The 26,053-nt window shown below is 70.8% G+C and carries 27 protein-coding genes and 1 tRNA gene; 18 read left to right on the forward strand and 10 right to left on the reverse strand.

All coding sequences use genetic code 11. From position 1 onward, the window contains the following. Nucleotides 1-609: 609 nt before the first annotated feature. A complete protein-coding gene (locus DEF28_RS19680) occupies nucleotides 610-1,530 on the reverse strand; it encodes a phosphatidylinositol-specific phospholipase C (RefSeq protein ID WP_233515416.1) in 921 nt (306 codons plus the stop codon). Between the two features lie 1,450 nt (nucleotides 1,531-2,980). Continuing rightward, nucleotides 2,981-3,712: a helix-turn-helix domain-containing protein gene (locus DEF28_RS19685; protein ID WP_114399134.1), complete on the reverse strand. Its 732-nt coding sequence runs from the start codon at nucleotides 3,710-3,712 to the stop codon at nucleotides 2,981-2,983. A 431-nt stretch (nucleotides 3,713-4,143) separates the two neighbouring features. On the opposite strand from DEF28_RS19685, the gene DEF28_RS19695 reads away from it, so the two are divergent. The 3 genes from DEF28_RS19695 (at nucleotide 4,144) to DEF28_RS19705 (ending at nucleotide 5,615) form a co-directional block, all read left to right on the forward strand. Then, a complete protein-coding gene (locus tag DEF28_RS19695) occupies nucleotides 4,144-4,431 on the forward strand; it encodes a hypothetical protein (protein ID WP_114399132.1) in 288 nt (95 codons plus the stop codon). A gap of 150 nt (nucleotides 4,432-4,581) precedes the next feature. Further along, on the forward strand, nucleotides 4,582-5,049 hold the full coding sequence (locus DEF28_RS19700; RefSeq protein ID WP_114399131.1) for a GntR family transcriptional regulator: 468 nt from the start codon (nucleotides 4,582-4,584) through the stop codon (nucleotides 5,047-5,049). A 98-nt stretch (nucleotides 5,050-5,147) separates the two neighbouring features. After that, a complete protein-coding gene (locus DEF28_RS19705; protein WP_374058210.1) occupies nucleotides 5,148-5,615 on the forward strand; it encodes an HD domain-containing protein in 468 nt (155 codons plus the stop codon). Nucleotides 5,616-5,624: 9 nt separating this feature from the next. Here the strand turns inward: DEF28_RS19705 and DEF28_RS19710 are convergent, their stop codons facing one another. Further along, nucleotides 5,625-6,098, reverse strand: coding sequence for an NUDIX hydrolase (locus DEF28_RS19710; RefSeq protein ID WP_114399130.1), 474 nt, complete (start codon nucleotides 6,096-6,098; stop codon nucleotides 5,625-5,627). Nucleotides 6,099-6,108: 10 nt separating this feature from the next. Further along, nucleotides 6,109-6,846 (reverse strand): XRE family transcriptional regulator, encoded by a 738-nt coding sequence (locus DEF28_RS19715; RefSeq protein ID WP_114399129.1) that lies wholly within the window; start codon nucleotides 6,844-6,846, stop codon nucleotides 6,109-6,111. Nucleotides 6,847-7,126: 280 nt separating this feature from the next. On the opposite strand from DEF28_RS19715, the gene DEF28_RS19720 reads away from it, so the two are divergent. From DEF28_RS19720 to DEF28_RS19745, 6 genes are all read left to right on the forward strand, one after another. After that, nucleotides 7,127-7,531, forward strand: coding sequence for a plasmid replication, integration and excision activator (locus DEF28_RS19720; RefSeq protein ID WP_114399128.1), 405 nt, complete (start codon nucleotides 7,127-7,129; stop codon nucleotides 7,529-7,531). A 131-nt stretch (nucleotides 7,532-7,662) separates the two neighbouring features. Beyond that, complete coding sequence (locus DEF28_RS19725; RefSeq protein ID WP_114446195.1) at nucleotides 7,663-7,911, forward strand: hypothetical protein; 249 nt, start codon at nucleotides 7,663-7,665, stop codon at nucleotides 7,909-7,911. 129 nt (nucleotides 7,912-8,040) lie between these two features. Further along, nucleotides 8,041-9,231, forward strand: a complete 1,191-nt coding sequence (locus DEF28_RS19730) for an FtsK/SpoIIIE domain-containing protein (protein WP_394340377.1) — start codon at nucleotides 8,041-8,043, stop codon at nucleotides 9,229-9,231. Then, nucleotides 9,231-10,907, forward strand: coding sequence for a replication initiator (locus DEF28_RS19735; protein ID WP_114399126.1), 1,677 nt, complete (start codon nucleotides 9,231-9,233; stop codon nucleotides 10,905-10,907). The genes DEF28_RS19730 and DEF28_RS19735 overlap by 1 nt, the downstream gene beginning before the upstream one ends. Continuing rightward, nucleotides 10,904-11,110 carry a helix-turn-helix transcriptional regulator gene (locus DEF28_RS19740; protein ID WP_114399125.1) on the forward strand — a complete coding sequence of 69 codons (207 nt, stop codon included), beginning with the start codon at nucleotides 10,904-10,906 and terminating at the stop codon, nucleotides 11,108-11,110. The genes DEF28_RS19735 and DEF28_RS19740 overlap by 4 nt, the downstream gene beginning before the upstream one ends. Before the next feature lie 22 nt (nucleotides 11,111-11,132). After that, nucleotides 11,133-12,353, forward strand: coding sequence for a tyrosine-type recombinase/integrase (locus DEF28_RS19745; protein ID WP_114399124.1), 1,221 nt, complete (start codon nucleotides 11,133-11,135; stop codon nucleotides 12,351-12,353). Nucleotides 12,354-12,466: 113 nt separating this feature from the next. On the opposite strand, the gene DEF28_RS19750 is transcribed toward DEF28_RS19745, so the two are convergent. Both DEF28_RS19750 and DEF28_RS19755 read right to left on the reverse strand, forming a co-directional pair. Beyond that, nucleotides 12,467-12,540: transfer RNA gene (locus tag DEF28_RS19750), tRNA-Pro, on the reverse strand. Nucleotides 12,541-12,604: 64 nt separating this feature from the next. Next, entirely contained in the window at nucleotides 12,605-13,531 is a 927-nt protein-coding gene (locus tag DEF28_RS19755) for a metallophosphoesterase (protein ID WP_233515417.1), read from the reverse strand. A gap of 188 nt (nucleotides 13,532-13,719) precedes the next feature. Here DEF28_RS19755 and DEF28_RS19760 point away from each other — a divergent pair, with 188 nt between their 5' ends. Continuing rightward, on the forward strand, nucleotides 13,720-14,175 hold the full coding sequence (locus DEF28_RS19760) for a GatB/YqeY domain-containing protein (protein ID WP_114399122.1): 456 nt from the start codon (nucleotides 13,720-13,722) through the stop codon (nucleotides 14,173-14,175). A gap of 135 nt (nucleotides 14,176-14,310) precedes the next feature. Here the strand turns inward: DEF28_RS19760 and DEF28_RS19765 are convergent, their stop codons facing one another. Next, nucleotides 14,311-16,710 carry a penicillin-binding protein gene (locus tag DEF28_RS19765; protein WP_114399121.1) on the reverse strand — a complete coding sequence of 800 codons (2,400 nt, stop codon included), beginning with the start codon at nucleotides 16,708-16,710 and terminating at the stop codon, nucleotides 14,311-14,313. Between the two features lie 465 nt (nucleotides 16,711-17,175). Between DEF28_RS19765 and DEF28_RS19770 the strand changes: the two genes are divergently transcribed. Next, nucleotides 17,176-17,487 (forward strand): WhiB family transcriptional regulator, encoded by a 312-nt coding sequence (locus DEF28_RS19770; RefSeq protein ID WP_114399120.1) that lies wholly within the window; start codon nucleotides 17,176-17,178, stop codon nucleotides 17,485-17,487. Between the two features lie 58 nt (nucleotides 17,488-17,545). On the opposite strand, the gene DEF28_RS19775 is transcribed toward DEF28_RS19770, so the two are convergent. Both DEF28_RS19775 and DEF28_RS19780 read right to left on the reverse strand, forming a co-directional pair. Then, on the reverse strand, nucleotides 17,546-18,760 hold the full coding sequence (locus tag DEF28_RS19775; protein WP_114399119.1) for an ArsA family ATPase: 1,215 nt from the start codon (nucleotides 18,758-18,760) through the stop codon (nucleotides 17,546-17,548). Continuing rightward, on the reverse strand, nucleotides 18,757-19,782 hold the full coding sequence (locus DEF28_RS19780) for an ArsA-related P-loop ATPase (RefSeq protein ID WP_233515418.1): 1,026 nt from the start codon (nucleotides 19,780-19,782) through the stop codon (nucleotides 18,757-18,759). Before DEF28_RS19780 ends, DEF28_RS19775 begins: the two co-directional genes overlap by 4 nt. 115 nt (nucleotides 19,783-19,897) lie before the next feature. On the opposite strand from DEF28_RS19780, the gene DEF28_RS19785 reads away from it, so the two are divergent. From DEF28_RS19785 to DEF28_RS19800, 4 genes are all read left to right on the forward strand, one after another. Next, a complete protein-coding gene (locus tag DEF28_RS19785; protein ID WP_017595461.1) occupies nucleotides 19,898-20,068 on the forward strand; it encodes a DUF4177 domain-containing protein in 171 nt (56 codons plus the stop codon). Between the two features lie 3 nt (nucleotides 20,069-20,071). Beyond that, the gene (locus tag DEF28_RS19790; RefSeq protein ID WP_114399117.1) at nucleotides 20,072-20,533 is read left to right on the forward strand and encodes a RidA family protein; all 462 of its coding nucleotides are present in this window, start codon (nucleotides 20,072-20,074) and stop codon (nucleotides 20,531-20,533) included. A 99-nt stretch (nucleotides 20,534-20,632) separates the two neighbouring features. Then, nucleotides 20,633-21,469 carry an NUDIX hydrolase gene (locus tag DEF28_RS19795; protein WP_233515419.1) on the forward strand — a complete coding sequence of 279 codons (837 nt, stop codon included), beginning with the start codon at nucleotides 20,633-20,635 and terminating at the stop codon, nucleotides 21,467-21,469. Nucleotides 21,470-21,519: 50 nt separating this feature from the next. Then, nucleotides 21,520-22,326, forward strand: coding sequence for an MBL fold metallo-hydrolase (locus tag DEF28_RS19800; protein WP_114399116.1), 807 nt, complete (start codon nucleotides 21,520-21,522; stop codon nucleotides 22,324-22,326). Between the two features lie 283 nt (nucleotides 22,327-22,609). On the opposite strand, the gene DEF28_RS19805 is transcribed toward DEF28_RS19800, so the two are convergent. Next, complete coding sequence (locus DEF28_RS19805) at nucleotides 22,610-23,293, reverse strand: Crp/Fnr family transcriptional regulator (protein WP_114399115.1); 684 nt, start codon at nucleotides 23,291-23,293, stop codon at nucleotides 22,610-22,612. Nucleotides 23,294-23,651: 358 nt separating this feature from the next. On the opposite strand from DEF28_RS19805, the gene nth reads away from it, so the two are divergent. From nth to DEF28_RS19820, 3 genes are all read left to right on the forward strand, one after another. After that, nucleotides 23,652-24,329 (forward strand): endonuclease III, encoded by a 678-nt coding sequence (gene nth / locus DEF28_RS19810; RefSeq protein WP_233515421.1) that lies wholly within the window; start codon nucleotides 23,652-23,654, stop codon nucleotides 24,327-24,329. Nucleotides 24,330-24,391: 62 nt separating this feature from the next. Further along, nucleotides 24,392-24,997, forward strand: coding sequence for an NUDIX hydrolase (locus DEF28_RS19815; protein ID WP_114399136.1), 606 nt, complete (start codon nucleotides 24,392-24,394; stop codon nucleotides 24,995-24,997). A 17-nt stretch (nucleotides 24,998-25,014) separates the two neighbouring features. Next, a partial coding sequence (locus tag DEF28_RS19820) for a MarP family serine protease (RefSeq protein ID WP_147281077.1) occupies nucleotides 25,015-26,053 on the forward strand: 1,039 nt, incomplete at its 3' end.

A 26,053-nucleotide genomic window follows, 5' to 3' on the forward strand; every position in this document is an offset into this window, starting at 1 on the left:
CCATGGGCCCCCGACCCGCGGGCCGCCCATGCCCGGGCGAACGGCGCCCCCGCCCCCGCCGAACGGGCGCAGCCCGATGCGCGGCGTGCCGTCCCCGCGCACGACGAGCGGACGAAGAAGGGCCGGCCGAATCCGGGGCGTCCGTCATACCGATCAACTACTCCGAGAGGTTCGCTGCCAAGCGGTCTGGGGGATCTGGGAGGGTTTGACGCACCGTGCACGGAATCGGTTGCCCACGACCCGGCGTTTCGGCACTCGGGGGATCGCCGTAATCTATCGGACCGCCCCCACCCCAGGCAGCCATCCGACGTTGCGGAACCGTACCAACCGCGTCGGACAGGCGCGCGGGTATCGTCCGACATGGCGCGCGAAATTGCGGCCGGGGCCGCGGGGACCCGCAGGCCCGGAGGAGGCGGCCCGGCCGGGCGTCCTCACGTCACTGACGGCTCCGCCGGCGCCGTGCGGCCCCGACGGCTCGTTCATCCCCGGCCGTTCCTGCCCCGCCAGAGCGCGGCAGCGAGCCGGACGGCAGCGCCCAGGCACCCGGCGGCCAGCAGGCACGAGGAGCGGCGCGGCGGACCCCGTGGGCCCGATCCGCGGCACCTCCGGCTACGGGTTCTCGGCGAGGATCTCCTCGACGAGGCCCGGGCCGGGGTAGTCCGCCATCACGACGCCGGTTCGGGGGAGGTCGGTGGCGCGGAGGTGGGAGAGGGCGTAGTCGTTGACGCCCCGGAAACCGAGGCCGCCCGATGCGACGTGGATGGGCAGGGCACCCAGGCTGGCGCCGCTGAGGAAGTTGATGTGCAGGCGGTCGGCGGGTCCGGTCCGGGTCGTCTCGAAGTGGGTGCGGGCCTTCTCCCACTTGCGCGCGATGTCGAAGAGCGTGGGCACCTCGTAGTCGTCCTGGATGGACATCCCCGCCCCCGCCCAGCGGGGGCCGTAGACCGTGCCCGCCCCGTCGAAGTCCTGCAGGATGACGATCCGGCCGCGCACCTGGCCCAGGTCCGGGATCCGGGTGGCGTACTCGCCGCCCGGCGGCGTCCACACGTAGTCGTGCGCCAGCCCGGCGGTGTCGGGGTTCTCCGTGAGGTACCAGTCGAGGGTCTCCTCGTAGGTGCGCGTGTTCTGCTCGGCGGTGTGCTCGGGCTTGACGCGCATGAGGACGGTCTCGGTCGGGTGCTCGCGGAGGAAGTCGGTGGTCTGCCGCAGCACGTCGGTGAAGTTCGCGTGCAGGTAGACCCGGCCGTGGTGGATCGTGAACCGGTCCTGGAAGTGCCGGGTCCGGATGTCGAGCGCCCGCACGCCGGCGTCGAGCTGCTCGGGAAGCGGGCTCTCCTGGGTTTCGGCCAGCGCGGTGACGTCGCGCGCCATGGTGTCGTGCGTGCCGGGGATCGACAGCGCGGCGAGGCTGGTGCCGTCGCTGATCTCGGCCATCCAGTCGGGGTTGCTGATGGCGCCGAGGTCGAAGCTGTGCCGGTCGTCGGCCAGCGCCGGGGCCGCGGGGACCAGCGCGACGAGGGCTCCGGCCACGAGCCCGGCGAGCGCGGCCCGCCCTCGCGCACGCGGACGGCGGCCGGACCGGAGGGAGCGTCGGTTCCGGGCGGGCAGAGGGGGGATGCTCGTCAAGGACACGTTCGCCGCACCTAACGCTGAGTTGTGGGGGGATTTCACTCCGCACAGCAGTATGCGCAACTCCGACACCAAACGCACCAGTTGTGCCGGTCCATCCCTCGCGCCGGATGTGGCCGCCCAGATCTGTGGACACACCGGCTCCGGCCTGTTAAAGGCACACCGATGGGCGGTGACGGGCCGAGATCGGTACGGGGCGCCGGTCCCACGGGCGGTCGGCCGTGCGCGGCCCGCCATCCGGTGCCGTGCCACCGCGGCACGGCTCGTGGGGGGAGGGTGCCAGAGCGCCCGAGATACCGCGTCAGATCCGGGGCGGCTCCCGAGTCATCACCTCACGCGGACAAGCATGGTACGCAGCAGCGGGGATCTGGCGTCATTCGAGATGACGGGCCACGAGACGCTCCGAGGAGGCCGGACGGTGCCGCAGGGCTCCGTCGTCGCCGCCAGAGGCGGACAGAGGTCACCGAAGCCGTGGCCAGGGACCGGCGGGCCTCCGAGAGCCACCGATGTGATCCGGTACCCGATGGTCGGCATCGCGCCCTCGGATCCGAGCCGGGGATAGCGGTCCAGAGGGCCCCGTCTGGACGGATCGCGTTCCGCCCACGGGGCTCTCGTTGGCCTCCAACGCAGAACGCCGGTTCCAGTGGAACCGGCGTTCTTGCTGGTCGGGGTGGCGGGATTTGAACCCACGACCTCTTCCCGTAGCCGGGGGTTCCAGGGAGCAGCGCGGCGAGACCGCGAACGGCTGGTGACCTCGGTTCGAGGTCCTGTCGGTTCCCGCTGTTTCTGGCGCCCTCCCAACGCGATGTGCATTGAATGTGCATCGGCTGCGCCGTGTCGTCGCAGGTCATCGCTCCTGAAACGCGTCGCGCCATCCCATGCTCTGACGACCAGTCGAGGCGCCCAGCGATGGCCTCCGCTGTGGGGTTCTCGCATAGCCTGCCCCCGCTTTCAGTAACCACAGCGGTGAGCAACCGCGGTTTTGGGGCCGCGTGGGTTCCGGCGCGGGCGGTCTGCGCCATGCGCACGTCCGGTGTCGCGCCGGGTTCCGCGCGGCGTTGCGGGGGTCCATGGGGGCGGAAGCCCCCTGGTTCCACCAGTCCCTAGCCATCAGCCGAGCGCCACCAGGGTGCCGCTTCGCGAATCCGGTCCCGTAGCGACGGCGCGTGCCCGAAGCGGCCGGACAGGCCCAGGCGACGGCCACCACCGCGCACCCCGGCCGACGGCCGCGCGCTCGGGACCGGGCGGCAGCCCGCAGCCCGAGCGGGCAGGCCTCCCGGCCGCGACGGCGCGGAAGCGCCGTCGCCCTTGATCCCATACAGCCCAATTCGGCAATTGATCACCGTGCGGTTCACGGATCGTATGGGGTGGCTGTCTGCCACGTGCGTTCGAAGCTCTGAAGGTACAGATCAGCAACGTCGTTGCTGGTCTGGCTGTCGATGTACAGGACTGGCGTCATCGAGGCCGGTGCGCCATAAATGTGCTGGTTGATGAGAAGTCGGTCATCGGCACGGTAGATCGAGTTGTACAGGACGGTGTCGTGAAGCCGGATCTCAATGCCGTCGACGCTGAGCAGGGGCCGGTACAGCACGAGGGCATTCCGGATCTTGGCGGGCATCGCGTCCCCGATCTCCTCCTCTTCCCCTCGTTGTCGCACCTGGGGACTGTCCGGGTCCCCCAGCAGGATGCGCACGGAAACGCCGCCGCGTGCCTTCTCTTCGAAGATCCGCAGGATTCCCGGGTCGTCCGCTAGGAACAGGCCGGCATACACCAAGACGCCGATTTCCCGTTCGGCTGAGGCGAACAGCTCGCGCCACGCCTCGTGGGGCACTGCCCATCGGTGCGGGTAGACGTGGCCGTGCGAGGTCCTCGGGGAGCGGGGCAGTTCTGGCGCCTCGATCTCCGGCCAGAGTCGCCGCTCCGGTACCCCCAACAGGTCGGCGACCGCCCAGCGGTGGCGCGGGTACGGCGTCTTGCCGGCCAACCAGCGACGGACGGTCTTCGGGTCGACGCCGACCCGTGCCGCCACGTCGGCGTCGGTCAGTCGTGATGCGGCAAGCGCCTGGCGAAGAGCGTCGTTCACGTCGTCGTCCTCCGGAGCGGGGGACCACCGACGATAACAGAAGACGTCCCAAGACGTCCCTGCAAGAAGTCCGATACGAGGTACACATGTCCGGCCGGTCCGGCGAGGGTTTCCGCAGGTAGCAAAGACCCCCGCGAGTGGCGTTAACACTCCGGGGGCGCGGTCCCAACCTGATGAGGCAGGCGGAACATGCGAAACCTTATCGCGCGCTTTCGACCCGACCCCTGTGAACAACGGCCCCGGACGCAGGCGCCGTCTGCGGGGGTCCCCTTCACGGCGCCGCCACCGTCCTACCCCGTTCCACCGCAGGCCGCAATGGTGCGGCCCTACATCACGCACCTGGAGCGCAAGCGCCACCAGCAGCGGATCGACCGCAGTCGTCTGGGCCTGGCTGTGCTCCTGGACCTCGCGCGGCCGGTGGGAGTCGCGGCATGACCACCGACTCTGACGACGCCATACTCAGGCTGCTGCGGCGCCACTTCCAGGGCCGGTGGCGCATCCGGCGCACGACTCGCCTGTGGATCGCCACGGCGGAGGACTACTTGACAGGGCACGCGCCCACCATTGTTGAGACGGACCTCAACACCTTCGTCCGCCAACTGGAGGATCCGCCGCCGAGTGCCGGGCGGTCGCTCCTGTCGCGTCCGGCGTTTCGGGATCACCTTGACCAGGTCGGCGAGGACGGGGTGTACCACCAGCCGAACCCACCAACGGCCTGATTGAACATTGAACACCGCGCGGCCGATGGTCCCCTGCTTCCTTCCCCTTCATCGGCCGCGCGGTTCTTCGTCTGCCAAGCTTCTTGTGCAAGCCGGTTGCGCTAGTTCGTTGCGCACCCCAGTAGTCGACGAAGACCGGAAGGACGCCAGGTGAGCCCGCGCCCAACCCCGTGGGGGACGTACACGCAGATCGCGGACGTGCTGCGTCACCGCATCACCGATGGCGAGCTTCCCGCCGGCGCCCCGCTGCCCTCCGAGTCGGCCTTGGGCAACGAGTTCCACGTGGCCCGAAGCACCATCCGCCGTGCCCTGGCCACCCTCGAAGCGGACGGGCTCGTCCACACGCTCCCCGGCCGGGGCCGAGTCGTCAGTGGCCCGGACGACAAGCGCGACGCCACACCTCAGTACCGCCGGATCGCTGATGAGCTGCGCGCCACGATCGCCAGCGGGGCCCTGCCTCCTGGTGCTCCGCTCCCGAGCGAGTCAGCCATCACCCAGCGGTACGGCGTCTCCCGAGGGACGGCACGACAGGCGCTCTCCGAACTGGAGGGCTCCGGGCTCATCTTCGCCGTTCATGGAAAAGGGCGGTTCGTCCGTGGATCCGGCGCATCCGGCTAGTTAGCCTCGGACATGTGGGACATGTACCTTGGGCGCGGGATCTCGCGCAACGGCTCCTGGCCGAACCGCTGCCCCGCAGGTGGGCACACACGCAAGGCGTGGCCGACCAAGCCGCGGCCCTGTCCACCGTGCTCGGCGCTGACTCCGAACTCGTGGTCGCCTCCGCGTGGCTGCACGACATCGGGTACTCCCCGTCGCTGGTGAGCACGGGCTTCCACCCGCTCGACGGTGCCCGCTACCTGCGCGATGTTGAGCGCGCCGACGAACTGCTGTGCTCCCTCGTCGCGCACCACACCGGCGCCCTGGTCGAAGCGGACGAACGCGGGTTGCGTGACGAACTGGCCGGGGAGTTCGCTCTGCCGCCCGAACCCCTGCTCGACGCGCTCACCTACTCCGACCTGACGACCGGCCCTGACGGAAGCCGCCTCACCGTGGAAGAGCGGCTTTCCGAGATCCTCGATCGGTACGGGCCGGACGACCTGGTGCACCGCGCCATCACCCGGTCCTCGCCCGCTCTGCGGGGCACCGTGCGGACTGTGGAGAAGCGGCGGGCCAACGCGAGGTAGGCCAGTCGGCTATCCGATGTGGGGCGCGCCGGCCGCAAGGAAGTGGTCGATGCGCAGTCGCATGGACCGGTCCATCTGGAAGCCGGCCAGCTCCGCCTTCGGCACCCAACGGACCTCGCGTGACTCGTCGCTGGGCGTGGGCTCTCCCGAGACCGGCCGCGCCATGAGCACGATGGAGAACTCCTGCCGGGCCTCGCCGTCGCTCGTGTAGAAGATGACGTGCTTGGGGTCGCTGTAGATGCCCGAGATACCGGTGATCTCGCAGGTGATCCCAGTCTCCTCGACCGTCTCACGGATCGCGGCGTCCGGTACCGACTCCCCGAGGTCGATCGCGCCTCCGGGAACCGCCCAGTTGCCGTTGTCCGATCGGCGGATGAGCAAGACCTCATCACGGTCGTTGACGACCACGACGTTTACGGAGGGCACCAGACTGTTCGCGGCCGGCGCGTTCGGGTCGTTGTAATAGTCGATCCGCTTGCCCACTGGCCTTCCCTCAGTCGAGTGGAGTCGCCCTGTCCCACGCCTTCTCGAAGCTGTCGAGGTAGGTGTTCACCATGCTGCCACCTGGGATCTTTCGCAGGTGGAAGACCGGCGCAAAGGACGCCGGAGCGCCGTAGACGTGGGTGTTGACGAGCATCTGATCATCAGCGCGGTAGATCGAGTTGTACAAGATCGTGCCGTGCAGCCGGAACTCGACGCCGTCGACGGCGCGCAGTGGCTTGTACAGCACGATCACGTTCCGGATCTTGGCCGCCATGGAGTCGTCAATGCCCTCGTCGGCCCCTCGCTGGGCAACGGCTTCGCTGTCGGGGTCGCCCAGCAGGATGCGCACGCGGACGCCGGAACGGGCCTTCTCCGCGAGCAACCGATGCATGCTGGCGTCCTCGGCGAGGAAGAACCCGCTGAACACCAGGATCGAGATCTCCCGTTCGGCGGACTCGAACAGCCGCTTCCACGCGTCGCGCGGGACCGTCCACCGGTGCGGGTGGACCTCGATGATCTCGCTGCCGGAAGCCGCGGTGCTCTGCTCGGCCGATAGGGCCTTGGGCCACAGGTACGTCTCGTCCATGCCGAGTCGCGCCGCGGCGGCGTAGCGATGCCGCCGGTAGGGAGTGCGGTCAAGACTGATCCAGCGCTCGACACTCTTCGTGTCGACGCCGACCGCGTCGGCCAGATCTGCGGGTGTCATCCCGCGTTCCAGCAGTGCGGCGCGCAACCTCTCGTTCGGCATCTGCCCCGTGTTCTCAGGACGTCCAAGGACGGGCTCACATTATCGAGACGTCCTGAACACGTCCAGCCATGTAGTGATCTCGTCCCGCCGCGATGACCGATGGTGGTGACCGTCCGCAAGAGGTGCGAGGACGCCGGGAGCGGCCAGAGCGGACGACAACGGCTGACCCTCAGTAGTAGCCGGCAAGAATCGATACATGCTATACATGCATCGATCTCGCCAAGGGTTCTCCCAGCGGCGCGGACTCGCACGTACATAACCAACGAAAGGCGCATGCGACATGGCGATTCAGGGTGCTTTGCCGGTGGAGTTCGGGACGGTGTTCCCGCATGGGGCGTTCGCGCTTGGGGTGGAGGCAATCACGGACTTTGAGACGAAGCGTCCGCAGCTTGACCGGGAGTCGGGGTTGCCGCTGTGGGCGGTGGACGTGATCGACGCCGATCCCGAAGCGCGGGGCAAGGCCAAGTCGGTGAAGGTGAAGATCGCCGCTGAGGTGTGCCCGACGCTGCCGGATGAGGCGGCTGGTCTGCCGTTCCGGCCGGTGGAGTTCGACGGGATGGCGGTCATGCCCTACGTGGACGACTCGGGTCGGCGTCCTCGGGTGGCGTACTCGCTGCGGGCGCGTGGGGTGAAGGCCCCCGGCGCCACCGGCCGCCGCGCGGCATCCGCCAAGGACACTGCCTGACCGACGAAGTGGGGCGGCTGGTGCGCCAACATCAGCCGCCCCCTTGCGGCCATCGGATGCGCCAACATCCCCGGCCCGCTGACTCTCCCCATTTCCGCCTACCAGCGAAGAACAGAAGAGGTCTGTTGATTATGTCCGAACACCGCCCCCGCGTCACGATCCGCGAGATTCGTGACCTGCTGCGCATGGTCCGCGATCGGCACAACGCGGCCGAACCGCTGTCCCCGGCTGAGGAAGTCGCGTTCCTGCGGCGCAAGGCCGACATCCTGTCCCGGATCGCCGCGCACTCCGACGACCCCGCCGCGCACCGTGTTGCCCGGGAAGCCTGCGCCGAACTGGGCGCTGCTCTGAAGCGGCACCTGTCGGGGGGTGCGGCCTGATGATCCGCGACAACAAGCCCGGCACGTCCCAGGTGCAGCAACCCACCGCGCCCGTTCCCGCGCAGACCTTCCGGTTCTCGACCCCGGTCGTCCGCGGGTTCTGCTGCGGTGGCGTACTGGTTCGGGTGGGTGCCGCTCATCGTGGTCCTGGTGCTCGTCGGTGGGGGGCTTGCTGGCTGGTGGTGGCGCTGGCCGGGCTCGTTCCGCCGGTTTGTGGGGCTGCGTGCGCTGGGGGCGTGGCGGTGGGTGTGGGTGTACCACCGTCACTGGCAACCCGTCCTGGTCGTCGCTGGCCTGGCGGAGTCCTACCTTGAGCGCCAGTACCTTCCCCGTATCCGCCGGGTGACGTGCTCGGACTGGTCGGATCGGGTCCGGGTGAAGCTGGTGGCGGGGACGTCTCCGGCCGACTTCGAACAGCGCGTTGTCGAGCTGGCGCACGGGTTCGGCGCACCTTCCTGCCGGGTGACGGTGCGCGGCCCGCGCGATGTGGTGTTGGAGTTCCCCCGCCGGGACATGCTCGCCGACACCATCGGCGCCATGCCCGTCCCTGAGCAGGTGGACTTGAAAGCGCTGCCGATGGGGACGTGTGAGGACGGCTCGCCGTGGCTGCTGCGTCTGCACGGCACCCATGTCCTCACCGTGGGCGTGACCGGTGCCGGTAAGGGCTCGGTGATCTGGTCGGCGGTGCGGGCGATGATGCCCGCGATCGAGGCCGGGACGGTCCGCGTGTGGGCGATCGACCCCAAGCGCATGGAGCTGTCCTACGGACGCACTCTGTTCGCTCGCTACGCCGATGACGGGGAAGCCGCGGTGGAGCTGCTTGAGAGAGCGGTGGCCGCGATGCAGGACCGGGCGGCGCGCTATGCCGGCAAGCAGCGCGCTCACATCCCCACTGTGGACGATCCGTTCCTCGTGGTCGTGGTCGATGAGGTCGCGTTCCTGACCGCCTACCACCCGGACCGTGACGTTCGGCGCCGCGCTGAGAACGCGCTTGCCACCCTCACCTCGCAGGGGCGTTCGGTCGGGGTCGCGGTGCTGGCCGCGTTGCAGGACCCGCGTAAGGAGGTCCTGAATCTGCGGAACCTGTTCCCCGACAAGATCGCGCTGCGCCTGGATGAAGCGTCGCAGGTGGACATGGTGCTTGGCGAGGGTGCCCGGGATCGTGGGGCGAACGCGCACTTGATCGACCCCGACCTTCCCGGCGTCGCCTTCGTGCGCCTCGAAGGCTCCTCCATCCCTGTGCGAGTGCGTGCGGCCTACGTCTCTGACGACGACATCACCGCCATGGCCACCGACATGCGGCAGGAAGAGGTGGCCTGATGCCCACACCGACCGGCAAGACCACGCGGGCCGAACGCCTCGCGCAACCGCTGGCCCGTGAGGTCGCCGAGCGGATCGCGGCCGACAAGGGCGTGTGCATCCGCCCCGTGGCCCTCCGCCGCACCGACCTGGCCACCGGCAAGACGGAGATCGTTGATGTGCCGTGCGGCTCCACCCTTGAGAGTCGCTGCCCGGCGTGCGCTCGGCGGAAGCGGTCGCTTCGCCGTACCCAGTGTGAGGAGGGCTGGCACCTCACCGAGGAACCGACCGTGACGCCGGACCCGCCGTCCGAGGATCAGACGTGGTGGGTGGAGTGGCGGGCTCGGGTGACGGCTGAGCGGGACGCCTTGGCCGCCTCGGGGATGGCTGCCCCGGAGGACTTGGCGGCGCTGGATGAGGTCATCGCGGAGCTAGATGAGGAGATCACCGCGTCCGGGCTGCGGGGCAAGGTCGCCCCGGCTCCGGGGGAGTCCCGTCCTCGGCGGGTGCGTTCCACTCGGCGCCGTCAGGACGCCCCCGACCTCCCCCGCCGGCCGATGACCCGGCGGACCGTGGGGCAGACGTTCGAGGACCCGGCTACTGGGAAGGTGTTCCGCCCATCGCTGTTCATCACGCTCACCTGCGACACCTACGGCCGCGTCCGCTCCGACGGCACCCCGGTCGACCCCGCGTCCTACGACTACCGGCGGGCCGCGCGGGACGCGCTGCACTTCTCCAAGCTGATCGACCGGTTCGTTCAGAACCTCCGCCGGGTCGCCGGGTTCGACGTCCAGTACTTCGCAACGGTCGAACCGCAACGCCGCCTCGCTCCGCATCTGCACATGGCAACTCGGGGCACCATCCCCCGCGCGGAGCTTCGGCAGATCGCCGCCGCCACCTACCACCAGGTGTGGTGGCCTCCAGCGGACACCGTGGTGTTCCAGGGCGAGCACCTGCCGGTGTGGGACGAAGACTCGGGCAACTACGTCGATCCGGTCACGGGCGAGCTGCTGCCCACGTGGGATGAGGCACTGGACGCGCTGGATGCCGACCCGAACGCGCAACCCATGCACGTGGTCCGCTTCGGCCCCCAGATCGACGCCAAAGGCGTCCTGGCCGGATCCCCCGACGCTGAGCGGTGCGTCCGCTACCTGGCGAAGTACCTGACCAAGGACATCGCCGAATGCCACACCGTCGAATCCGACGCCCAGCAGCGGCACGTGGACCGCCTCGTGGAAGCCCTGCGGTTCGAACCCTGCTCCCCGCGCTGCGCGAACTGGCTGCGCTACGGGATCCAGCCCCAGGACGCCAAAGACGGCCTGCGGCCCGGCTACTGCCGCTCGAAGGCGCACAAGCGTGAGCACCTGGGCTACGCCGGACGCCGCGTCCTCGTCTCCCGCAAGTGGTCCGGCAAGACACTGGCCGACCACAAAGCCGACCGCCTCGCCTGGGTCCTCGAACAACTCGGCGTCGACTCGACCCGTGACGAGGACCAGGGCGCAACCGGAACCGCGGGGCCGGTGATGGCGGTTTCTTCCGGCAACCACGCCTGGGAACTCGCCCACCCCACCGACCCCGACGTGGCACCCCGCGAACACCGCCTCCTGCGCGCGGTCGGTGAGGCACTGAAACGCCGTGCCCAACTCGACCACGCACGACAAACCAACCTTTCGGCAACCGAAGAGAGGGCCGCATGACCACAGCGACGGCGATGGTCGTTCCGGAACCTCGGGTGGAATCCTCGCTCTGGTCGGTCAAGGACACCGCCGACTACCTGTGTGTACCGCCCAAGACGCTCTACGAGTGGCGCTACAAGGGCGACGGTCCGCCCTCCCACCGCATCGGCCGGTACGTGCGCTACGTGCCCGCCGAAGTCCACGCGTGGGTCCGAACCCAGTAACCCCCCCCAGAGGAGATCACAGATGGCTCGTGCGTGGGTCTATGACCGCACGAACGACAATGCGTACGTGGAAGCGGTGAAGAAGGCCAAGGCCGCCAAACGCACCCCTCCCGCGCGGTGGATGGTCCGGTACTACGACCCGGCGGGGCGGTTGAAGAGCGGCGGGACCTTCAAGAAGAAGCCGGATGCCGAGAAGCGGCAGAGTGAGATTGAGGCCAGCCTTCACGAAGGCACGTACCGCAACCCCCAGGATGCCAAGGTCACCTTGGAATCAATGGCTGAGAAGTGGCTGAGCGCGCGGACGGACATCAAACCGTCCACCTGGTGGAAGTACCGGGGCCTCCTCGACGCTCATGTCCTGCCGCGCTGGGGAGAACTCCGGGTTTCAGCAATCCATACCGAGGACATCGCCGTGTGGGTGGCCGAACTCCAGAAACCGCGTGAAGAAGGCGGCGCCAACCTTGGGGCCTCCCAGACTCGGCACGCACAAGGCGTGCTGTCCATGATCCTGGACTGGTGCGTGCCGCGACGCCTGCCAGCGAACCCTGCCCGGGGTGTGCCGCTACCCAAGCCGAGTGAGGCAGAGCATGTGTACCTGAACCATGTCCAAGTGGAGACGCTGGCCAACGCGGCTGGCGGGCTGCGCACCAAGTACGGCCAGATCGCCGCTGCCGCGAACATCAATCGGGCGCTCATTCTGCTGCTCGCCTACACCGGGCTTCGCTTCAATGAGGCGGCGGCCCTGCGGGTGGGCAAGGTGGACCTGGACACGCGGCGCATCCGCGTCACGGTGGCGTTCGGAGAGGTAGAAGGCAAGCTGATCGAACAGTCTCCCAAGACCGGGAAAAGCCGGACTGTTCCCATCGCTCCGTTCCTCGTCCCCGAGCTGAAGCCGCTCATCGACGATCGCCCGGATGACGCCCTGGTGTTCAGCACGCGGCGCGGGGCGCCCGTACGCCTGCGCAATTGGCGGCGCCGAGAGTTCGCCCAAGCGATGAAGACTGCCAAGTTGGATGGCCTGGGCCTCACGCCTCACAAGCTTCGGCACACGGCGGCCTCTCTGGCGATCGCTGCCGGGGCGGACGTGAAGGTGGTGCAATCCATGCTGGGGCACGCGACGGCGACTATGACCCTGGACCGGTATGGGCACCTCTTCCCCGATCGCCTGGACGAGGTCGCCGAAGCGATGGACGCTGCGCGGGGCAAGGCGACCGCTCACCTACCGGCCCTCGTGGGGGCTTGAGAAGGGGAGCACCGCACGCAGCCGTGTGCACTGAATGTGCAACGGACATCGACGGCCCACGACGGTCACATAACGAAAACGGGTGCCCACCTGCGTGAACACCCGTTCTTCTGTCGGGGTGGCGGGATTTGAACCCACGACCTCTTCGTCCCGAACGAAGCGCGCTGCCAAGCTGCGCTACACCCCGAAGCAACGAAGAACAGTCTAGCGGACCGTTGGAGTGCCCGCACACGGGTTTGGCGCTGGGGCGGTCAACCGCGTGGGGCGGTGGGGGTGAGGTCCAGGAGGCTCGCCTCGGGGCGGCAGCAGAAGCGGACGGGGGCGTAGGGGGAGGTGCCGAGGCCGCCGGAGACGTGCAGCCAGGCGGCGCCGTTGCGGCTGAGGCCCCAGGCGCGGCGGCGGTCGATGCCGCAGTTGGTGACCAGGGTGCCGTACAGCGGCATGCAGATCTGGCCGCCGTGGGTGTGGCCGGCCAGGAGGAGCTGGTAGCCGTCCGCGGTGAACCGGTCCAGGTTGGCCGGCTCGGGGGAGTGGGTCACGCCGAGGCGAAGGTCGGCGGCGGGGTCCGCGGGGCCGGCGATGTCGTCGTAGCGGTCCAGGCCGATGTGCGAGTCGTGGATGCCGGCCAGCGCGATGTCGAGGTCGCCGGCCTTCAGGGTGCCCTTGCGGTTGTTGAGGTCCAGCCAGCCGGAGGCGCTCATGGCCGCGCCGAGCTCGCGCCACGGGAGGTCCGGGACGGTCCGCTTGCGGTAGTCGGACTTGCTGCTGCGCCACAGGTAGCGGGCCGGGTTCTTCAGCTGGGGGGAGAACAGGTCGTTGGAGCCGTAGACGAAGGCGCCCGGGCGGTCCAAGAGTGGGCCCAGGGCGTCGATGAACGGGCCGACGGCGTCGCGGTGCCCGAGGGAGTCGCCGGTGTTGATCACCAGGTCGGGTTCGTGGCGGTCGAGGTCGCGGATCCAGTCCATCAGCATCCGGCGGCCCGGGGTCAGGTGGGCGTCGGAGAGGTGCAGGACGCGCAGGCGTGGACTTCCCGGCGGGAGCAGCGGGATCTCGTACCGCCGCAGCCGGAACCAGTTGCGTTCGATCACCGCCGCGTAGCCGATGCCCGCGACGCCGACCGCGCCCGTGATCGCGGCCGCGCGACCCGCGACGCGCAGCGCCTTCCTGACCTTGCTCACCGTTGTCGCCACCTCCGCCCCCATCGTCTCAGATCGGCGTGCCGGGCGGCGCCGAACGAGGCGACGAGCCTCCGGCGGCCGTGCCGGGGAAATTACGGTGCCGGTGCCCGGTGGGGATGGGAGAATTCACGGGTGGCCGCCGCCGCGGGCGTCGGCGGGGCACGCGATCGAACGGAGCGAGGAGCACCATGTCCGGGTTGAAGGACCGTCTCAAGACCGACCTCACCGCTGCCATGAAGGCGCGGGACGACGTGCGGACCCGGACGCTGCGCATGGTGCTGACCGCCGTTTCCAACGAGGAGGTCGCCGGCACGGCGGCGCGCGAGCTGACCGACGACGAGATCGTCCGGCTGGTCACGCGTGAGGCCAAGAAGCGCCGCGAGGCCGCCGAGGCGTTCGAGAAGGGCGGCCGCGCCGACCGGGCGCAGGACGAGCGCGCCGAGGGCGAGGTGCTCGCCCAGTACCTGCCGGCGCAGCTCACCGACGCCGAACTCGCGGAGTTGGTCGCCGCCGCCATCGCCGAGTCCGGCGCCAGCGATGCCAAGGGCATGGGCGCGGTCATGAAGATCGTCAACCCCAAGGTCGCGGGCCGCGCCGAGGGCGGCCGGGTGGCGGCGGAGGTCCGCCGCCAGCTCGCGGGCTGAGTCCTCGGTCCGCTACGGGATCCGCCGGCCGGCCCGTCGGCCCGCCGGGCACGTCCGACATAGGCGAGGGGCGCGCGACCAGTGGTCGCGCGCCCCTCGGTGTTCTCCTCCGCCACCCGGGCCGCGGCGGGCCGGTCAGTCGTCGTCGCGGCGGCCGCCGAACCCGGCCGGGACCGAGTCCGGATCGAACGGCAGCTGCCAGCCGCCGGGCGGCTCCTGCGAGGCGTTGCCGGCCCCGCTTCCGTTACTCAGGAAGACGTTGACTGTCGCACCCTCGGGGAGCGGGGTGCCGGGGTTCGGGTTGACCGCGGCCACCGTGCCCGCCGGCTGGTCCGAGCGCACCGGGTTGCCGGCGACGTTCACCTGGTACCCGGCGCCCTCCAGCGCGGCCACCGCGGCCTCGCGGGTCTGCCCCACGACGTCGGGGACGCCGCCCTCGACGCTGGCCGGCGTGGCCTCGCGCTCGTCGGCCTCACGCTGCGGCGGCGCCGGCTCGGAGGTGGAGCCGTACTTGCGCGGCGCGCGGGGGAACCCCTCCTCCGGCAGCTTGTCGACCGCCTCCCGCATGGTCTCCTGCCAGATCGGCCCGGGGATGGTGGCGCCGTAGACGACGCCGTAGTGCCGGCCGCCCAGGGTGACGTTGCGCAGCGGGTAGTTCTGCGGCCCCCGCGGGTCGCCGACGAACACGGCGCTGGCCAGGTTGGGGGTGTAGCCCGCGAACCAGGCGCTGGCCGAGCCGTCGGTGGTGCCGGTCTTGGCCGCCGCGGGCCGTCCGATCTCCAGGCCGGCGGTGGTGCCGCCCCGGAAGGTCTGCTGCAGGAGGTAGCTGACTCCGGCCGCGACGTCCTCGGAGATCGCGCGCTCGCAGTCGTTCTCCAGCTCGATGGTGCGGCCGGACTGCCGGTCCTCGATCCGGGTGATGGCCTGCGGCTCGCAGAAGATGCCGCCCGAGGCGAACACCGCGTAGGCGTTGGCCACGGTCATGGGCGACACCTCCTCGCTGCCCAGCGTGAAGGAGTTGTTGGACTGGGTGTTGGGGTTGTCGAACGACGTCCCGTCGGCCCGGTGCACGCCCAGCCGCTCCGCCATCTTGATGACGTCGCACAGGCCGACCCGCCGCTGGAGGTCGGCGAAGTAGGTGTTCACCGACCCCTTCGTGCCCGAGACCATGTTGTGCGTGCCGCCGCTGCTCTCACTGGAGTTGCGCACCGGCCACGGGGCCAGGGTGCCGCCCTCGCAGTTGCGCTGCCCGGTGATGGTGGTGCTCGACCCCGAGGTGAACGAGGTGCCGAACCCCATCCCCTCCTCCAGCGCGGCGGCCAGGGTGAACGCCTTGAACGTGGATCCGGCCTGGAAGCCGGTGCTGCCGCCGCGGTCGGCGTCGGTGGCGAAGTTGATGGACGTCTCGCCCAGGTTGCTCTCGTCCGGCCCGTAGTTGCGGCTCTGCGCCATGGCCCGGATCTCACCGCTGCCCGGTTCGATCAGCACCTCGGCGGCCACCTTGCGGGACTCGTTCTCGCGGGGGACGTACTTGTCCACGGCGTCCTGCGCGGCCTGCTGCATGTCGGGATCGAGCGTCGTGTAGATCTTGAGGCCCGCGGTGCGCAGCCACCGGGCCCGCTCGGTCTCGTTCTCGCCGAACTGCTCGTTCTTCTCGATCTCCTGCACGACGTAGTCGCAGAAGAACGGCTGGTCGCTCGGCATGCAGCCGTTGCTGGGGGTGTTGACGTCGAGCTCAAGGTCCTCGCCCTTGACCTCTTCCGCCTCTTCCGCGGTGATCGCCCGGGTCTGCACCATCCGGTCGAGCACGACGTCGCGCCGCTCCTGCGCGTCATCCGGGTTGAGCCGGGGGTTGTACAGGTAGGGGTAGCGGACCAGGCCGGCCAGGGTCGCGGCCTGCTGGAGGGTGAGGTCCTCAGCGCTCACGTTGAAGAAGTGCTGCGCCGCGGACTCCACGCCGTAGGCGCCGTCGCCGAAGTAGGCGATGTTGAGGTAGCCCTCGAGGATCTCGTCCTTGCTCATCCGCTGTTCGAGGGTGACCGCGTAGCGCAGCTCCCGGATCTTGCGGGAGATCGTGGTCTCGCGGGCCTCCTCCTGCTCGGCCTGGGAGGTGGCGCTCTCGATCAGCACGTTCTTGACGTACTGCTGGGTCAGCGAGGAGCCGCCCTGGGTGTTCCCGCTGATCGTCCGGAGCGCCGCGCGGAACGTGCCCGTGATGTCGATGCCGCCGTGCTCGTAGAAGCGGCTGTCCTCGATCGCGATGATCGCGTCCTGCATGACCGGCGCGACGTCGTCGAGCTCGACGAGTTCGCGGTTCTGGTCGTAGATCTCGGCGATCACCCCGCCCTCGGCGTCGTAGATGATCGACCGCTGCGGCGGTGGTGGCGTCTCCAGCTCACTCGGCATGTTGAGGAAGCTCGTGGCGACGTTGCGCGCGGTGATGCCGACTCCGCCGACGGCGGGCAGCGCCAGCGCCGCGACGAGCACACCGGCGATGACGCCCACGCCCAGCATCTGACTGATCTTTTGCAGCAATATGCCCTGACCCACCCATCCAGACTACGTGTGGCCCGCAACGAATCGAGCGGCAGCGAGAGGGAACGGGGCCGCGTGGCGTGGATTTCGGACCAACCATAACCCGGGACCCCTAGTCCATCTTTCCATGATCACGGAGTACGCCGGAGATCGCCGCCGACAAGGTAATCGTCACCCTCCGTGTGGGTGAGATGACTAGTTTTGAACAAGGCAATGGCCCAGCCGGGCTATATCAGAAATGGGCCTAATGGGGCCTGTTGGTCGCGCGTCGCGGTCCGTAGTTTCGTGAGCAGCGGCGATGCCGAGGGCCGCGCGTCGAGACGATCGACCCCCGTTGAGGCTGGACCCCCCGTCCGGCTTCGTCGCATTTTCGACGCCGTGTTCCCTGGTCAGCCGCTTCGCCGACGACCGCGCCCGTCGGCCGCACCGACAAAAACACACATGCTGATCTTGGGAGTGGGGCACATGTGGATCACGGACTGGACTGCCCGAGCCGTCTGCCGAGAAACCGACCCTGACGCGCTCTTCGTGCAGGGGGCGGCGCAGAACCGCGCGAAACTGATCTGCCGGGGCTGCCCGGTTCGCACCGAGTGCCTGGCCGACGCGCTGGACAACCGCATCGAGTTCGGGGTCTGGGGAGGCATGACCGAACGAGAGCGGCGCGCCCTGCTGCGCCGGCGGCCCGAGGTCACCTCGTGGCGCGAGCTCCTGGAGAACGCGCGGGAGGAGTACGAGCGGGAGAACGAGGAGGCGGACCAGGAGCTCCTCGCCGGCTGACACCGCAGCGCTGCCGCGCGGACCGGAGGCCGCCCGGGCGGGCGCCGTCCGTTCGAGGTCACCCCGCCGACCGACCGGTGTCCGCCAGTGCCCGACCGATCTCCCGCAACCCGGTGAGATCGTGCACGTCCTCCGGCTGAGCCGGCACCTCCGCGACCGGGATCGCCGGATGCGTCGAGGTGAAGTACGCGCGCAGCCGCAGCTCTCTGCTCTCCACACGCACGCGATCGGCGTGCAGCCGCAGGGCCGACGCGGCGAGCGGGTGGTCGCCGGATTCCTCCAGCGCCTCCGCCGCCGCCAGGCCGCGGGCGGCCGACAGCCGCGGCACGAGGCTGTGGTGCGTGCGGTTCAGCACGAGCCCGGCGAGGGGCATCCGCTCCTCGGCCAGGCGCTCCACGAAGTAGGACGCCTCCCGGATCGCGTCGCTCTCGGGCGCCGCGACCACCAGGAAGGCGGTCCCCGGGGCCTGGAGCAGGCGGTAGGTCTGCGTCGCCCGCTCCTGGAACCCGCCGAACACCGCGTCGAACGCGGTCACGAACGTCTGGACGTCCTTGAGCAGCTGGGCGCCCACCACCTTGCTCACCACACCGGTGACCACCCCGAACCCCGCCCCCAGCAGCCGGAACGCGCGGCCGCCGGTCTTGGCGGGCGCCGACAGGAACCGGATCAGCCGGCCGTCCAGGAACCGGCCGAGGCGCTGCGGCGCGTCCAGGAAGTCCAGGGCGGACCTGCTCGGCGGGGTGTCCACGATGATCAGGTCCCACTCGTCCGAGCGCCGCAGCTGGCCGAGCTTCTCCATCGCCATGTACTCCTGCGTCCCCGAGAAGCTGGAGGAGAGCGACTGGTAGAAGGGGTTCGCCAGGATCTGCTCGGCCCGGGCCGGGTCGGCGTGCGCCTCGACGATCTCGTCGAAGGTGCGCTTCATGTCCAGCATCATCGCGTGCAGGGTGCCCCCGCCCTCGGGGCGGGCGCCGTCGGCGGTGCCGGGCGCCGCAGGCTCCGGCAGCGGCACCAGCCGCGGGGTGTTGTCGAGCTCGGTCAGGCCGAGCGACTGCGCCAGGCGGCGCGCGGGGTCCACGGTGATGACGACGGCGTCGCGGCCCAGTTCGGCCGCGCGCAGCGCCAGTGCCGCTGCCGTCGTGGTCTTGCCGACCCCGCCGGAGCCGCAGCACACGATGATGCGGGTGCGCCGGTCGGTCAGCAGGGCGTCGGTGTCCAGCCGCGGCGACCGCGCGGCGCGGTCCCGCCCGGCAGCGGGTTCGGGCGTGCTCATGCGGCCCCCTGTGCTCGCAGTTCCTCGGCCAGCCGGTAGAGACCGGCCAGGTCGACGCCGTCGGAGAGGTAGGGAAGCTCGTAGCGCGGACGGCCCGCGGTGGCGAGCCGCTCGCGCACCTCGCCCTCCGCCCGCACCCGGCGGGCGTGCTCGACGAGTTCGCGGCCCAGGTCGCCGGCCATCCGGTCGGCGTGCTCCAGGCCGGCCGACTTCAGCCCGCGGGCGAGGGCCGCCACGTCCACCTCGCCCCGGGCGGCGTCGGCCAGCGCCGCGGGATCGAGCAGGGGCGGGCGCACCATGTTGACCAGCACGCCGCCGACGTTGAGGCCGACCCGGCGGATCTCCGCGATGCCGTCGAGGCACTCCTGCGCCGGCATCTCCTCCAGCATCGCGACGAAGTGCACCACCGTCTCCGGCGACCGCATCACCTCCATGACGCGGTCGGCGTGGTTGCGGATGGGGCCGACCTTCGCCAGGCCGGCCACCTCGGCGTTGACGTTGAGGAACCGCGCCACGCGGCCGGTGGGCGGCGCGTCGAGCACCACGGCGTCGTAGACGAACGCCTCCCGCCCGTCGCCGCCGGGGCGCCGCGCGCGGTCGCGGCGGACCCGGCGGCGCACCGCCTCGGTCGCCTTGCCCGTGAGCAGCACGTCGCGCATCCCCGGGGCGATGGTCGTGGCGAAGTCGACCACCCCGAAGCGGGTCAGCGCCTGCCCGGCCCGGCGCATGCCGTAGAACATCTCCAGGTACTCCAGCAGTGCCGCCTCCGCGTCGACGGCGAGTGCGTGCACGTCGCCGCCGCCCGGCGCCACGGCGACCCGGCGCTCCTCGTACGGCAGCGGCGGGCAGTCGAACAGCTGGGCGATCCCCTGCCGGCCCTCGACCTCGACCAGCAGCACTCTCCCGCCCTCCGCGGCCAGGGCGAGGGCCAGCGCCGCGGAGAGCGTCGTCTTGCCGGTCCCGCCCTTGCCCGTGACGACGTGGAGGCGGACGCCGTCCCAATCGCGATCACGTGCGCTCACCTCACGGAGTTTATGTGCGTATGGTGCGCCACCGCCGGAGACCTGCCCGCCGTACCGGGACGGCGGGCCCCGCCCGTCGCGGGAGATCCCGCACCGACGCACTAAGGTGGCGCTCATGACGAAGTGGGAGTACGCGACCGTGCCGCTGTTGTCGCACGCGACCAAGCAGATCCTGGACAACTGGGGAGAGGACGGCTGGGAGCTCGTCTCGGTCATCCCCGGCCCGTCGGTGGACGGGGATCCGCGCAACCAGCAGCTGGTGGCCTACATGAAGCGGGAAAAGTAAGCGATGGCCACGCCCGAAGAGCGCATCGAGGAGCTCGGCCTGGCGCTGCCGGAGGTGCCCGCACCGGCGGGTGTCTACGTCCCGGCCGTGCGGACCGGCGACCTCGTCTACACCTCCGGCCAGGTTCCGCTGGTCGAGGGCCGGCTGAGCGACACCGGCAAGGTCGGCGCCGAGGTGGCCCCGGAGCGCGCCAAGGAGCTCGCCGGCGTCTGCGCGCTGAACGCGATCGCCGCGGTGAAGGCGGAGATCGGCGAGCTGTCCCGCGTCCGGCGGGTCGTCAAGGTCGTCGGCTTCGTGGCGAGCGACCCCTCCTTCACCGGCCAGGCGCAGGTGGTCAACGGCGCCAGCGAGCTGCTCGGCGCGGTGTTCGGCGACGCCGGCAGCCACGCCCGCAGCGCGGTGGGTATGGCGGTGCTCCCGCTGGACGCGCCGGTCGAGGTCGAGATCATCGTCGAGGTCGGCTGACGCCCTCATGTGACAGGCGTGCCGGATCCGGCCCGGGCCCGCGTGCCGCCGGGCGGGCCGGCCGGCACCGCGCCCGGCCCGCACGGGAGGACAGAGCCCATGACCACCGGTCACCCGCTGCCCGGTAACGCGACGGAGTGGGGCCGGGCCGTGCTGGCCGGCCGGGAGCGCCCGGTGCCCGCCCGGCCGGCCGCGACGGTGATGCTGGTGCGCGCGGCGGGGAGCGGCACCGAGGTGTACCTCCTGCGCCGGGTCCGCTCCATGGCCTTCGCCCCCGGTGTGCATGTCTTCCCCGGCGGTTCGGTAGACCGCCGGGACGCCGACCGCGCGGTCCGCTGGGCCGGCCCCGCACCGGGCGAGTGGGCCCGGCGGCTGGGCACGCCCGAGCCGCTGGCCCGGGCGCTGGTCTGCGCGGCGGTGCGCGAGACGTTCGAGGAGTCGGGCGTCCTGCTCGCCGGGACGCCCGACGGCCGGGTCGTCGCCGACACCCGCGGCGACGACTGGGAGGCCGACCGGCTCGCCCTGATCGACCGCTCGCTGCCGTTCGCCGGCTTCCTGGACCGGCGCGGCCTGGTGCTGCGCTCCGACCTGCTGCGGCCGTGGGCGCGCTGGATCACCCCCGTGGTGGAGCCGCGGCGCTACGACACCCGGTTCTTCGCCGCCGTGCTCCCGGAGGGGCAGCTGACCCGCGACGTCGGCGGGGAGGCCGACCGGGTGGCATGGGTGCGGCCCGCCGAGGCCGTGGCCGCGTGGCGGCGCGGCGAGATGGCCATGCTCCCGCCGACCGCGGTGACCCTCGCCGAACTGGCGCGGTACCCGTCGCCGGCCGCGGTGCTCGCGGCGGACCGGGAGATCGTGCCCATCGAGCCGCGGGCCCGAGAGGAGGACGGGCGGATTCGGCTGGTCCTGCCCGAGGGCGTCGACGATCCGGTGTGATACCCGTTGGGTACCCGCCTACGAGAGACGTCGCGATCGAGTGAGGTGCGATGAGGATCGACGGTTCCGGAACCCTGCGCGCGAGCTGCCTCCTATGCCCCAACCCCGGTCCGATGACCCTGGACGGCACCAACACGTGGATGCTGCGGGAACCCGGCTCGCGCGGTGTGATCGTGGTGGATCCGGGTCCGCACGACGAGCGGCACCTCGAACGGGTGGCGCGCACCGTGCAGGAGCAGGGCGCGCAGGTGGCGGTCATCCTGCTGACCCACGCGCACGCCGACCACTCCGACGGCGCGCGGTACTTCTCCGAACTGACCGGCGCACCCGTGCGGGCGGTCGATCCGGAGCAGCGGATCGGCGGCGACGGGCTGGCCGACGGCGAGGTGATCGACGTGGACGGGCTGGAACTGCGCGTCCTGGCCACTCCCGGCCACACCACCGATTCGGTCTGCTTCTACCTGCCCGACGACGACGTCGTGCTCACCGGGGACACCGTGCTCGGTCGCGGGACGACGGTCGTCGCGGACGACAACGGGCTGGGCCGCTACCTGGACTCGCTGGTCCGGCTGCGCGACCTGGTGCGCGAGGCGGAGATCCGTGCGCTGCTCCCCGGTCACGGCCCGATCGTGACCGAGCCGCTCGACCTGCTCACGTCCTACCTGGACCACCGGGCGGAGCGGCTGGAGCAGATCACCGAGGCCGTCGCCGCCGGTGCGCGGACGCCGGCTGAGATCGTCGCCCGGGTCTACGCGGGGGGCGACGCGGCCGTGCTGTCCGCCGCCGAGTCCTCGGTGCGGGCGCAGCTGCGGTACCTGGCGAAGCGGGGCGACATCCCCGGGGACCTCGCCCCCTAGACCGCTGGCCGCGGTCGTGTGCCGCTCCCGGCGGCTGACGGCCGCCTGAGCGGGGTGGTGTCAGGTAGGCATACCGGATCATCGGCGATGAGTCGCGGAACCGGCCGGCCGGCCTCGCCCGGCGTCCTGCCACCGCGCCGCGGCCCGGCGCGGCGGGCAGTCCAGCGGTCTCCCCGCCAACGATCCGCGCCCGGTCGGCACCGGGGCCGCGACCCCGCGGCGGCCCCGGAAACGACGACGAGCCCGGGGGGAACCGGACTCGGTCGTTGGGGCGGAACCGGCGTCAGCGCGCGCGCCGGCGCATCCGCTCGATGTCGAGCAGCACCACGGCCTTGGCCTCGATCCGCAGCCAGCCGCGCAGCGCGAACTCGGCCAGTGCCTTGTTCACGGTCTCCCGCGAGGCGCCCACGAGCTGGGCGAGCTCCTCCTGGGTCAGGTCGTGGTGGACGTGCAGGCCGTCCTCGCCCTCCTTGCCGAAGCGCTCGGCGAGGTCGAGCAGGGCCTTGGCGACCCGGCCGGGGACGTCGGTGAAGACGAGGTCGGCCATCACGTCGTTGGTCCGGCGCAGCCGCGCGGCGAGTGCCTTGAGCAGGTGCACCGCGACTTCGGGCTGGCTGGAGATGAAGGGGCGGAGGTCGTCGTGGCCGAGACCGGCCAGTACCGCGTCGGTCACGGCGACGGCGCTGGCCGTGCGCGGACGCGGGTCGAAGAGGGAGAGCTCGCCGAACATCTCGCCGGGGCCGAGCACCATCAGCAGGTTCTCGCGGCCGTCCACAGCCGTGCGGGTGAGCTTCACCTTCCCGCTGAGGATCACGTAGAGCCGGTCGCCCTCGTCGCCTTCGGAGAAGAGCGTCTGCCCTCGCCCGAGGCGTACTTCGCTGATCGAGCTACGCAGGGCTCCGGCGCCCTCCTCGTCCAGCGCCTCGAACAGAGGAGCCCTGCTCAGCACGTCGTTGGTCTCGTCCACCGCTTCCTCCTTGCAACCTGACCGTCAACAGTGTGACGCATATCGCACCCCGCTGTGAAACCAGGTCGTTACCTCGGCTTGTCGACCGGGTGAAATCGCGCTCGCCGTCGCCGACGTCAGTATCTTGATCTTAGTTGCATCAACGGGGCTATTGCTGCTGCGCCGCGTCGATGCATGACAATGCGGACATAATCTCGCCGGTTCCGGACGAGGTCACGCCGCCGGGGGCGGGACTCCGGCACGCCGGGGTCCGTAGGCTTTGGGGGTGTCCCGCGCAACCTCGTCCTCCTCCGCAACAGCAGACCGGCCCGGCGTTTCCGGCGCTCACGGCACACCGACCGGCGAGTCGAGACTCGCCCTGGTGCGGCGCGCCCGACGGATGAACCGGGAACTCGCCCAGATGTATCCCAACGCACACTGTGAGCTTGATTTCACCAGTCCGCTGGAGCTCCTGGTCGCGACCATCCTCTCCGCCCAGTGCACCGACCGGCGCGTCAACGCGGTCACTCCCACCCTGTTCGCGCGGTACCCGGCCGCGGCCGACTACGCCGCCGCCGACCGCGCGGAGCTGGAGGAGCTGATCCGCCCCACCGGCTTCTTCCGCGCCAAGGCCGGCAACCTCATCGGCCTCGGCCAGGAGCTGTGCGCCCGTTTCGGCGGCGAGGTCCCGGGGCGGCTGGCGGACCTGGTCTCCCTGCCGGGGGTCGGCCGCAAGACGGCCAACGTCGTGCTCGGCAACGCCTTCGGTGTCCCCGGGATCACGGTCGACACGCACTTCGGCCGGCTGGCCCGGCGCTTCGGCTGGACTCGGGCGAGCGATCCGGTCAAGGTGGAGCACGCGATCGGCGACCTCTTCCCGCCCGAGGACTGGACCCTGCTCTCCCACCGGATGATCTGGCACGGCCGGCGCGTCTGCCACGCGCGCCGCCCGGCCTGCGGCGCGTGCGATCTGGCCCGCTGGTGCCCCTCCTACGGCGAGGGGCCCACCGACGAGGCCGCCGCCCGCAAGCTCGTGCGGAACGGGCCCTTCTCGTGACGGGCCGGCCGGACATCGGTACTCCGGAGTGGCTGGTCGCGCTCGGCGATGCGGCGCGCCGGATGCCCGTCCACCACTCGCTGCGCCCGCCCGAGCGGGGCGGCCGCCGCTCGGCCGTGCTCGTGCTGTTCGCCGAGACCGCCGACGGGCCGGACGTGCTGCTGATCCAGCGCAACACCGGGCTGCGCCGGCACTCGGGCCAGCCGGCGTTCCCCGGCGGGGCCATCGATCCTTCGGACGGCGGACCGGTGGACTGCGCGCTGCGCGAGGCCGCGGAGGAGACCGGGCTCGACCCCGCGGGCGTGACCGTCCTCGACGTGCTGCCCGAGCTGTACATCTCGCGCAGCGGCTTCCGGGTCACCCCCGTCCTCGGCTGGTGGCACGAGCCGAGCGACGTCCGGCCGGTGGACACCGGCGAGGTGGCCGCCGTGGCGCGTGTCCCCATCCGCGAGCTGGCCGATCCCGCCAACCGGGTGCGCGCACGGCACCCGAACGGCGCCATCGGCCCGGCCTTCCGGGTGCGTGGCATGTTGGTCTGGGGGTTCACAGCCGGGATACTCAACCAGCTGCTCGTCCTGGGCGGCTGGGAGCGTCCCTGGTTGGATGGGACGGCCGCGGTGCCCGTCGACGCGCTTCCGCCAGCTGCGCCGGGCGCCGGAGTTCCGTGACGCTGATGGGAGGCGAAGTGCTGGACGCGGTCCTGATCGTGCTCGTCGTGGTCTTCGCGCTGTCCGGCTACCGCCAGGGCTTCATCGTCGGGGTACTGAGCTTCGCCGGGTTCATCGGCGGCGGCGTCCTGGCCGCGCTCGGTACCCCCCACCTGATCCAGCGGATCGTGCACCAACCGGGCCAGCAGGCGCTGATCGCGATCGCCGTGGTCTTCCTCGCCGCGGCGATGGGGCAGTTCGTCGCCTCCTACATCGGTGCGCTGGTGCGCAACCGCGTCACCTGGAACTCCGCGCGGGTGCTGGACGCCATGGGCGGGGCGCTCGTCAGCGGCGTGTCGGTGCTGCTCGTCGCCTGGCTGATCGGCAGCGCGGTGGCGAACTCGGCGATCCCGGTGATCAACTCCCAGGTGCAGAACTCCCGCGTGCTCCAGGCCGTGGACTCCGCCATGCCGGACGCCGCCTACCTGTGGTTCTCCAAGTTCCGGCGCATCGTGGACCAGAGTGCCTTCCCGCAGGTCTTCAGCGGACTGGGGTCGGGAGAGCCGGCCGAGGTCGCGCCGCCCGACCCCGACGTGCTGAACACCCAGGGGCTGCGCGACGCCAGCCAGAGCGTGGTGAAGGTGCTGGGCACGGCGCCGTCGTGCCAGCGCCGGGTCGAGGGCACCGGGTTCGTCTACGCGCCCGAGCGGATCATGACCAACGCCCACGTCGTCGCCGGGGTCCAGGAGGACCTGCGGGTGGTGACCCGCTCCGGCCAGCAGCTGACGGCCACGGTGGTCCTCTACGACCCCCAGCAGGACATCGCGGTGCTGGACGTGCCGGGGCTGCAGCTCACGCCGCTGAGCTTCGAGGAGCAGGCGAGCAAGGGCGACGACGCCGTGGTGGCCGGCTACCCCCGCAACCAGGGCTTCACCGTCGTTCCGGCCCGCATCCGCGCCGAGCAGACCGCGCGCGGGCCCGACTTCTACCACTCCCAACAGGTCAGCCGCGAGATCTACCAGGTGCGGGCGGTGGTGCAGCCGGGCAACTCCGGAGGCCCGCTGCTCTCGCCGGCCG

Source organism: Marinitenerispora sediminis, assembly GCF_003336425.1.
GTDB lineage: Bacteria > Actinomycetota > Actinomycetes > Streptosporangiales > Streptosporangiaceae > Marinitenerispora > Marinitenerispora sediminis.

Excerpts from the sequence above, each read along its gene's own strand:
- DEF28_RS19695 (WP_114399132.1), top strand. The coding sequence starts at position 4,144 with ATGACCACCGACTCTGACGACGCCATACTCAGGCTGCTGCGGCGCCAC.
- DEF28_RS19715 (WP_114399129.1), bottom strand. The coding sequence starts at position 6,846 with ATGCCGAACGAGAGGTTGCGCGCCGCACTGCTGGAACGCGGGATGACA.
- DEF28_RS19720 (WP_114399128.1), top strand. The coding sequence starts at position 7,127 with ATGGCGATTCAGGGTGCTTTGCCGGTGGAGTTCGGGACGGTGTTCCCG.
- DEF28_RS19725 (WP_114446195.1), top strand. The coding sequence starts at position 7,663 with ATGTCCGAACACCGCCCCCGCGTCACGATCCGCGAGATTCGTGACCTG.
- DEF28_RS19735 (WP_114399126.1), top strand. The coding sequence starts at position 9,231 with ATGCCCACACCGACCGGCAAGACCACGCGGGCCGAACGCCTCGCGCAA.
- DEF28_RS19740 (WP_114399125.1), top strand. The coding sequence starts at position 10,904 with ATGACCACAGCGACGGCGATGGTCGTTCCGGAACCTCGGGTGGAATCC.
- DEF28_RS19745 (WP_114399124.1), top strand. The coding sequence starts at position 11,133 with ATGGCTCGTGCGTGGGTCTATGACCGCACGAACGACAATGCGTACGTG.
- DEF28_RS19760 (WP_114399122.1), top strand. The coding sequence starts at position 13,720 with ATGTCCGGGTTGAAGGACCGTCTCAAGACCGACCTCACCGCTGCCATG.
- DEF28_RS19770 (WP_114399120.1), top strand. The coding sequence starts at position 17,176 with ATGTGGATCACGGACTGGACTGCCCGAGCCGTCTGCCGAGAAACCGAC.
- DEF28_RS19775 (WP_114399119.1), bottom strand. The coding sequence starts at position 18,760 with ATGAGCACGCCCGAACCCGCTGCCGGGCGGGACCGCGCCGCGCGGTCG.
- DEF28_RS19785 (WP_017595461.1), top strand. The coding sequence starts at position 19,898 with ATGACGAAGTGGGAGTACGCGACCGTGCCGCTGTTGTCGCACGCGACC.
- DEF28_RS19790 (WP_114399117.1), top strand. The coding sequence starts at position 20,072 with ATGGCCACGCCCGAAGAGCGCATCGAGGAGCTCGGCCTGGCGCTGCCG.
- DEF28_RS19795 (WP_233515419.1), top strand. The coding sequence starts at position 20,633 with ATGACCACCGGTCACCCGCTGCCCGGTAACGCGACGGAGTGGGGCCGG.
- DEF28_RS19800 (WP_114399116.1), top strand. The coding sequence starts at position 21,520 with ATGAGGATCGACGGTTCCGGAACCCTGCGCGCGAGCTGCCTCCTATGC.
- DEF28_RS19815 (WP_114399136.1), top strand. The coding sequence starts at position 24,392 with ATGCCCGTCCACCACTCGCTGCGCCCGCCCGAGCGGGGCGGCCGCCGC.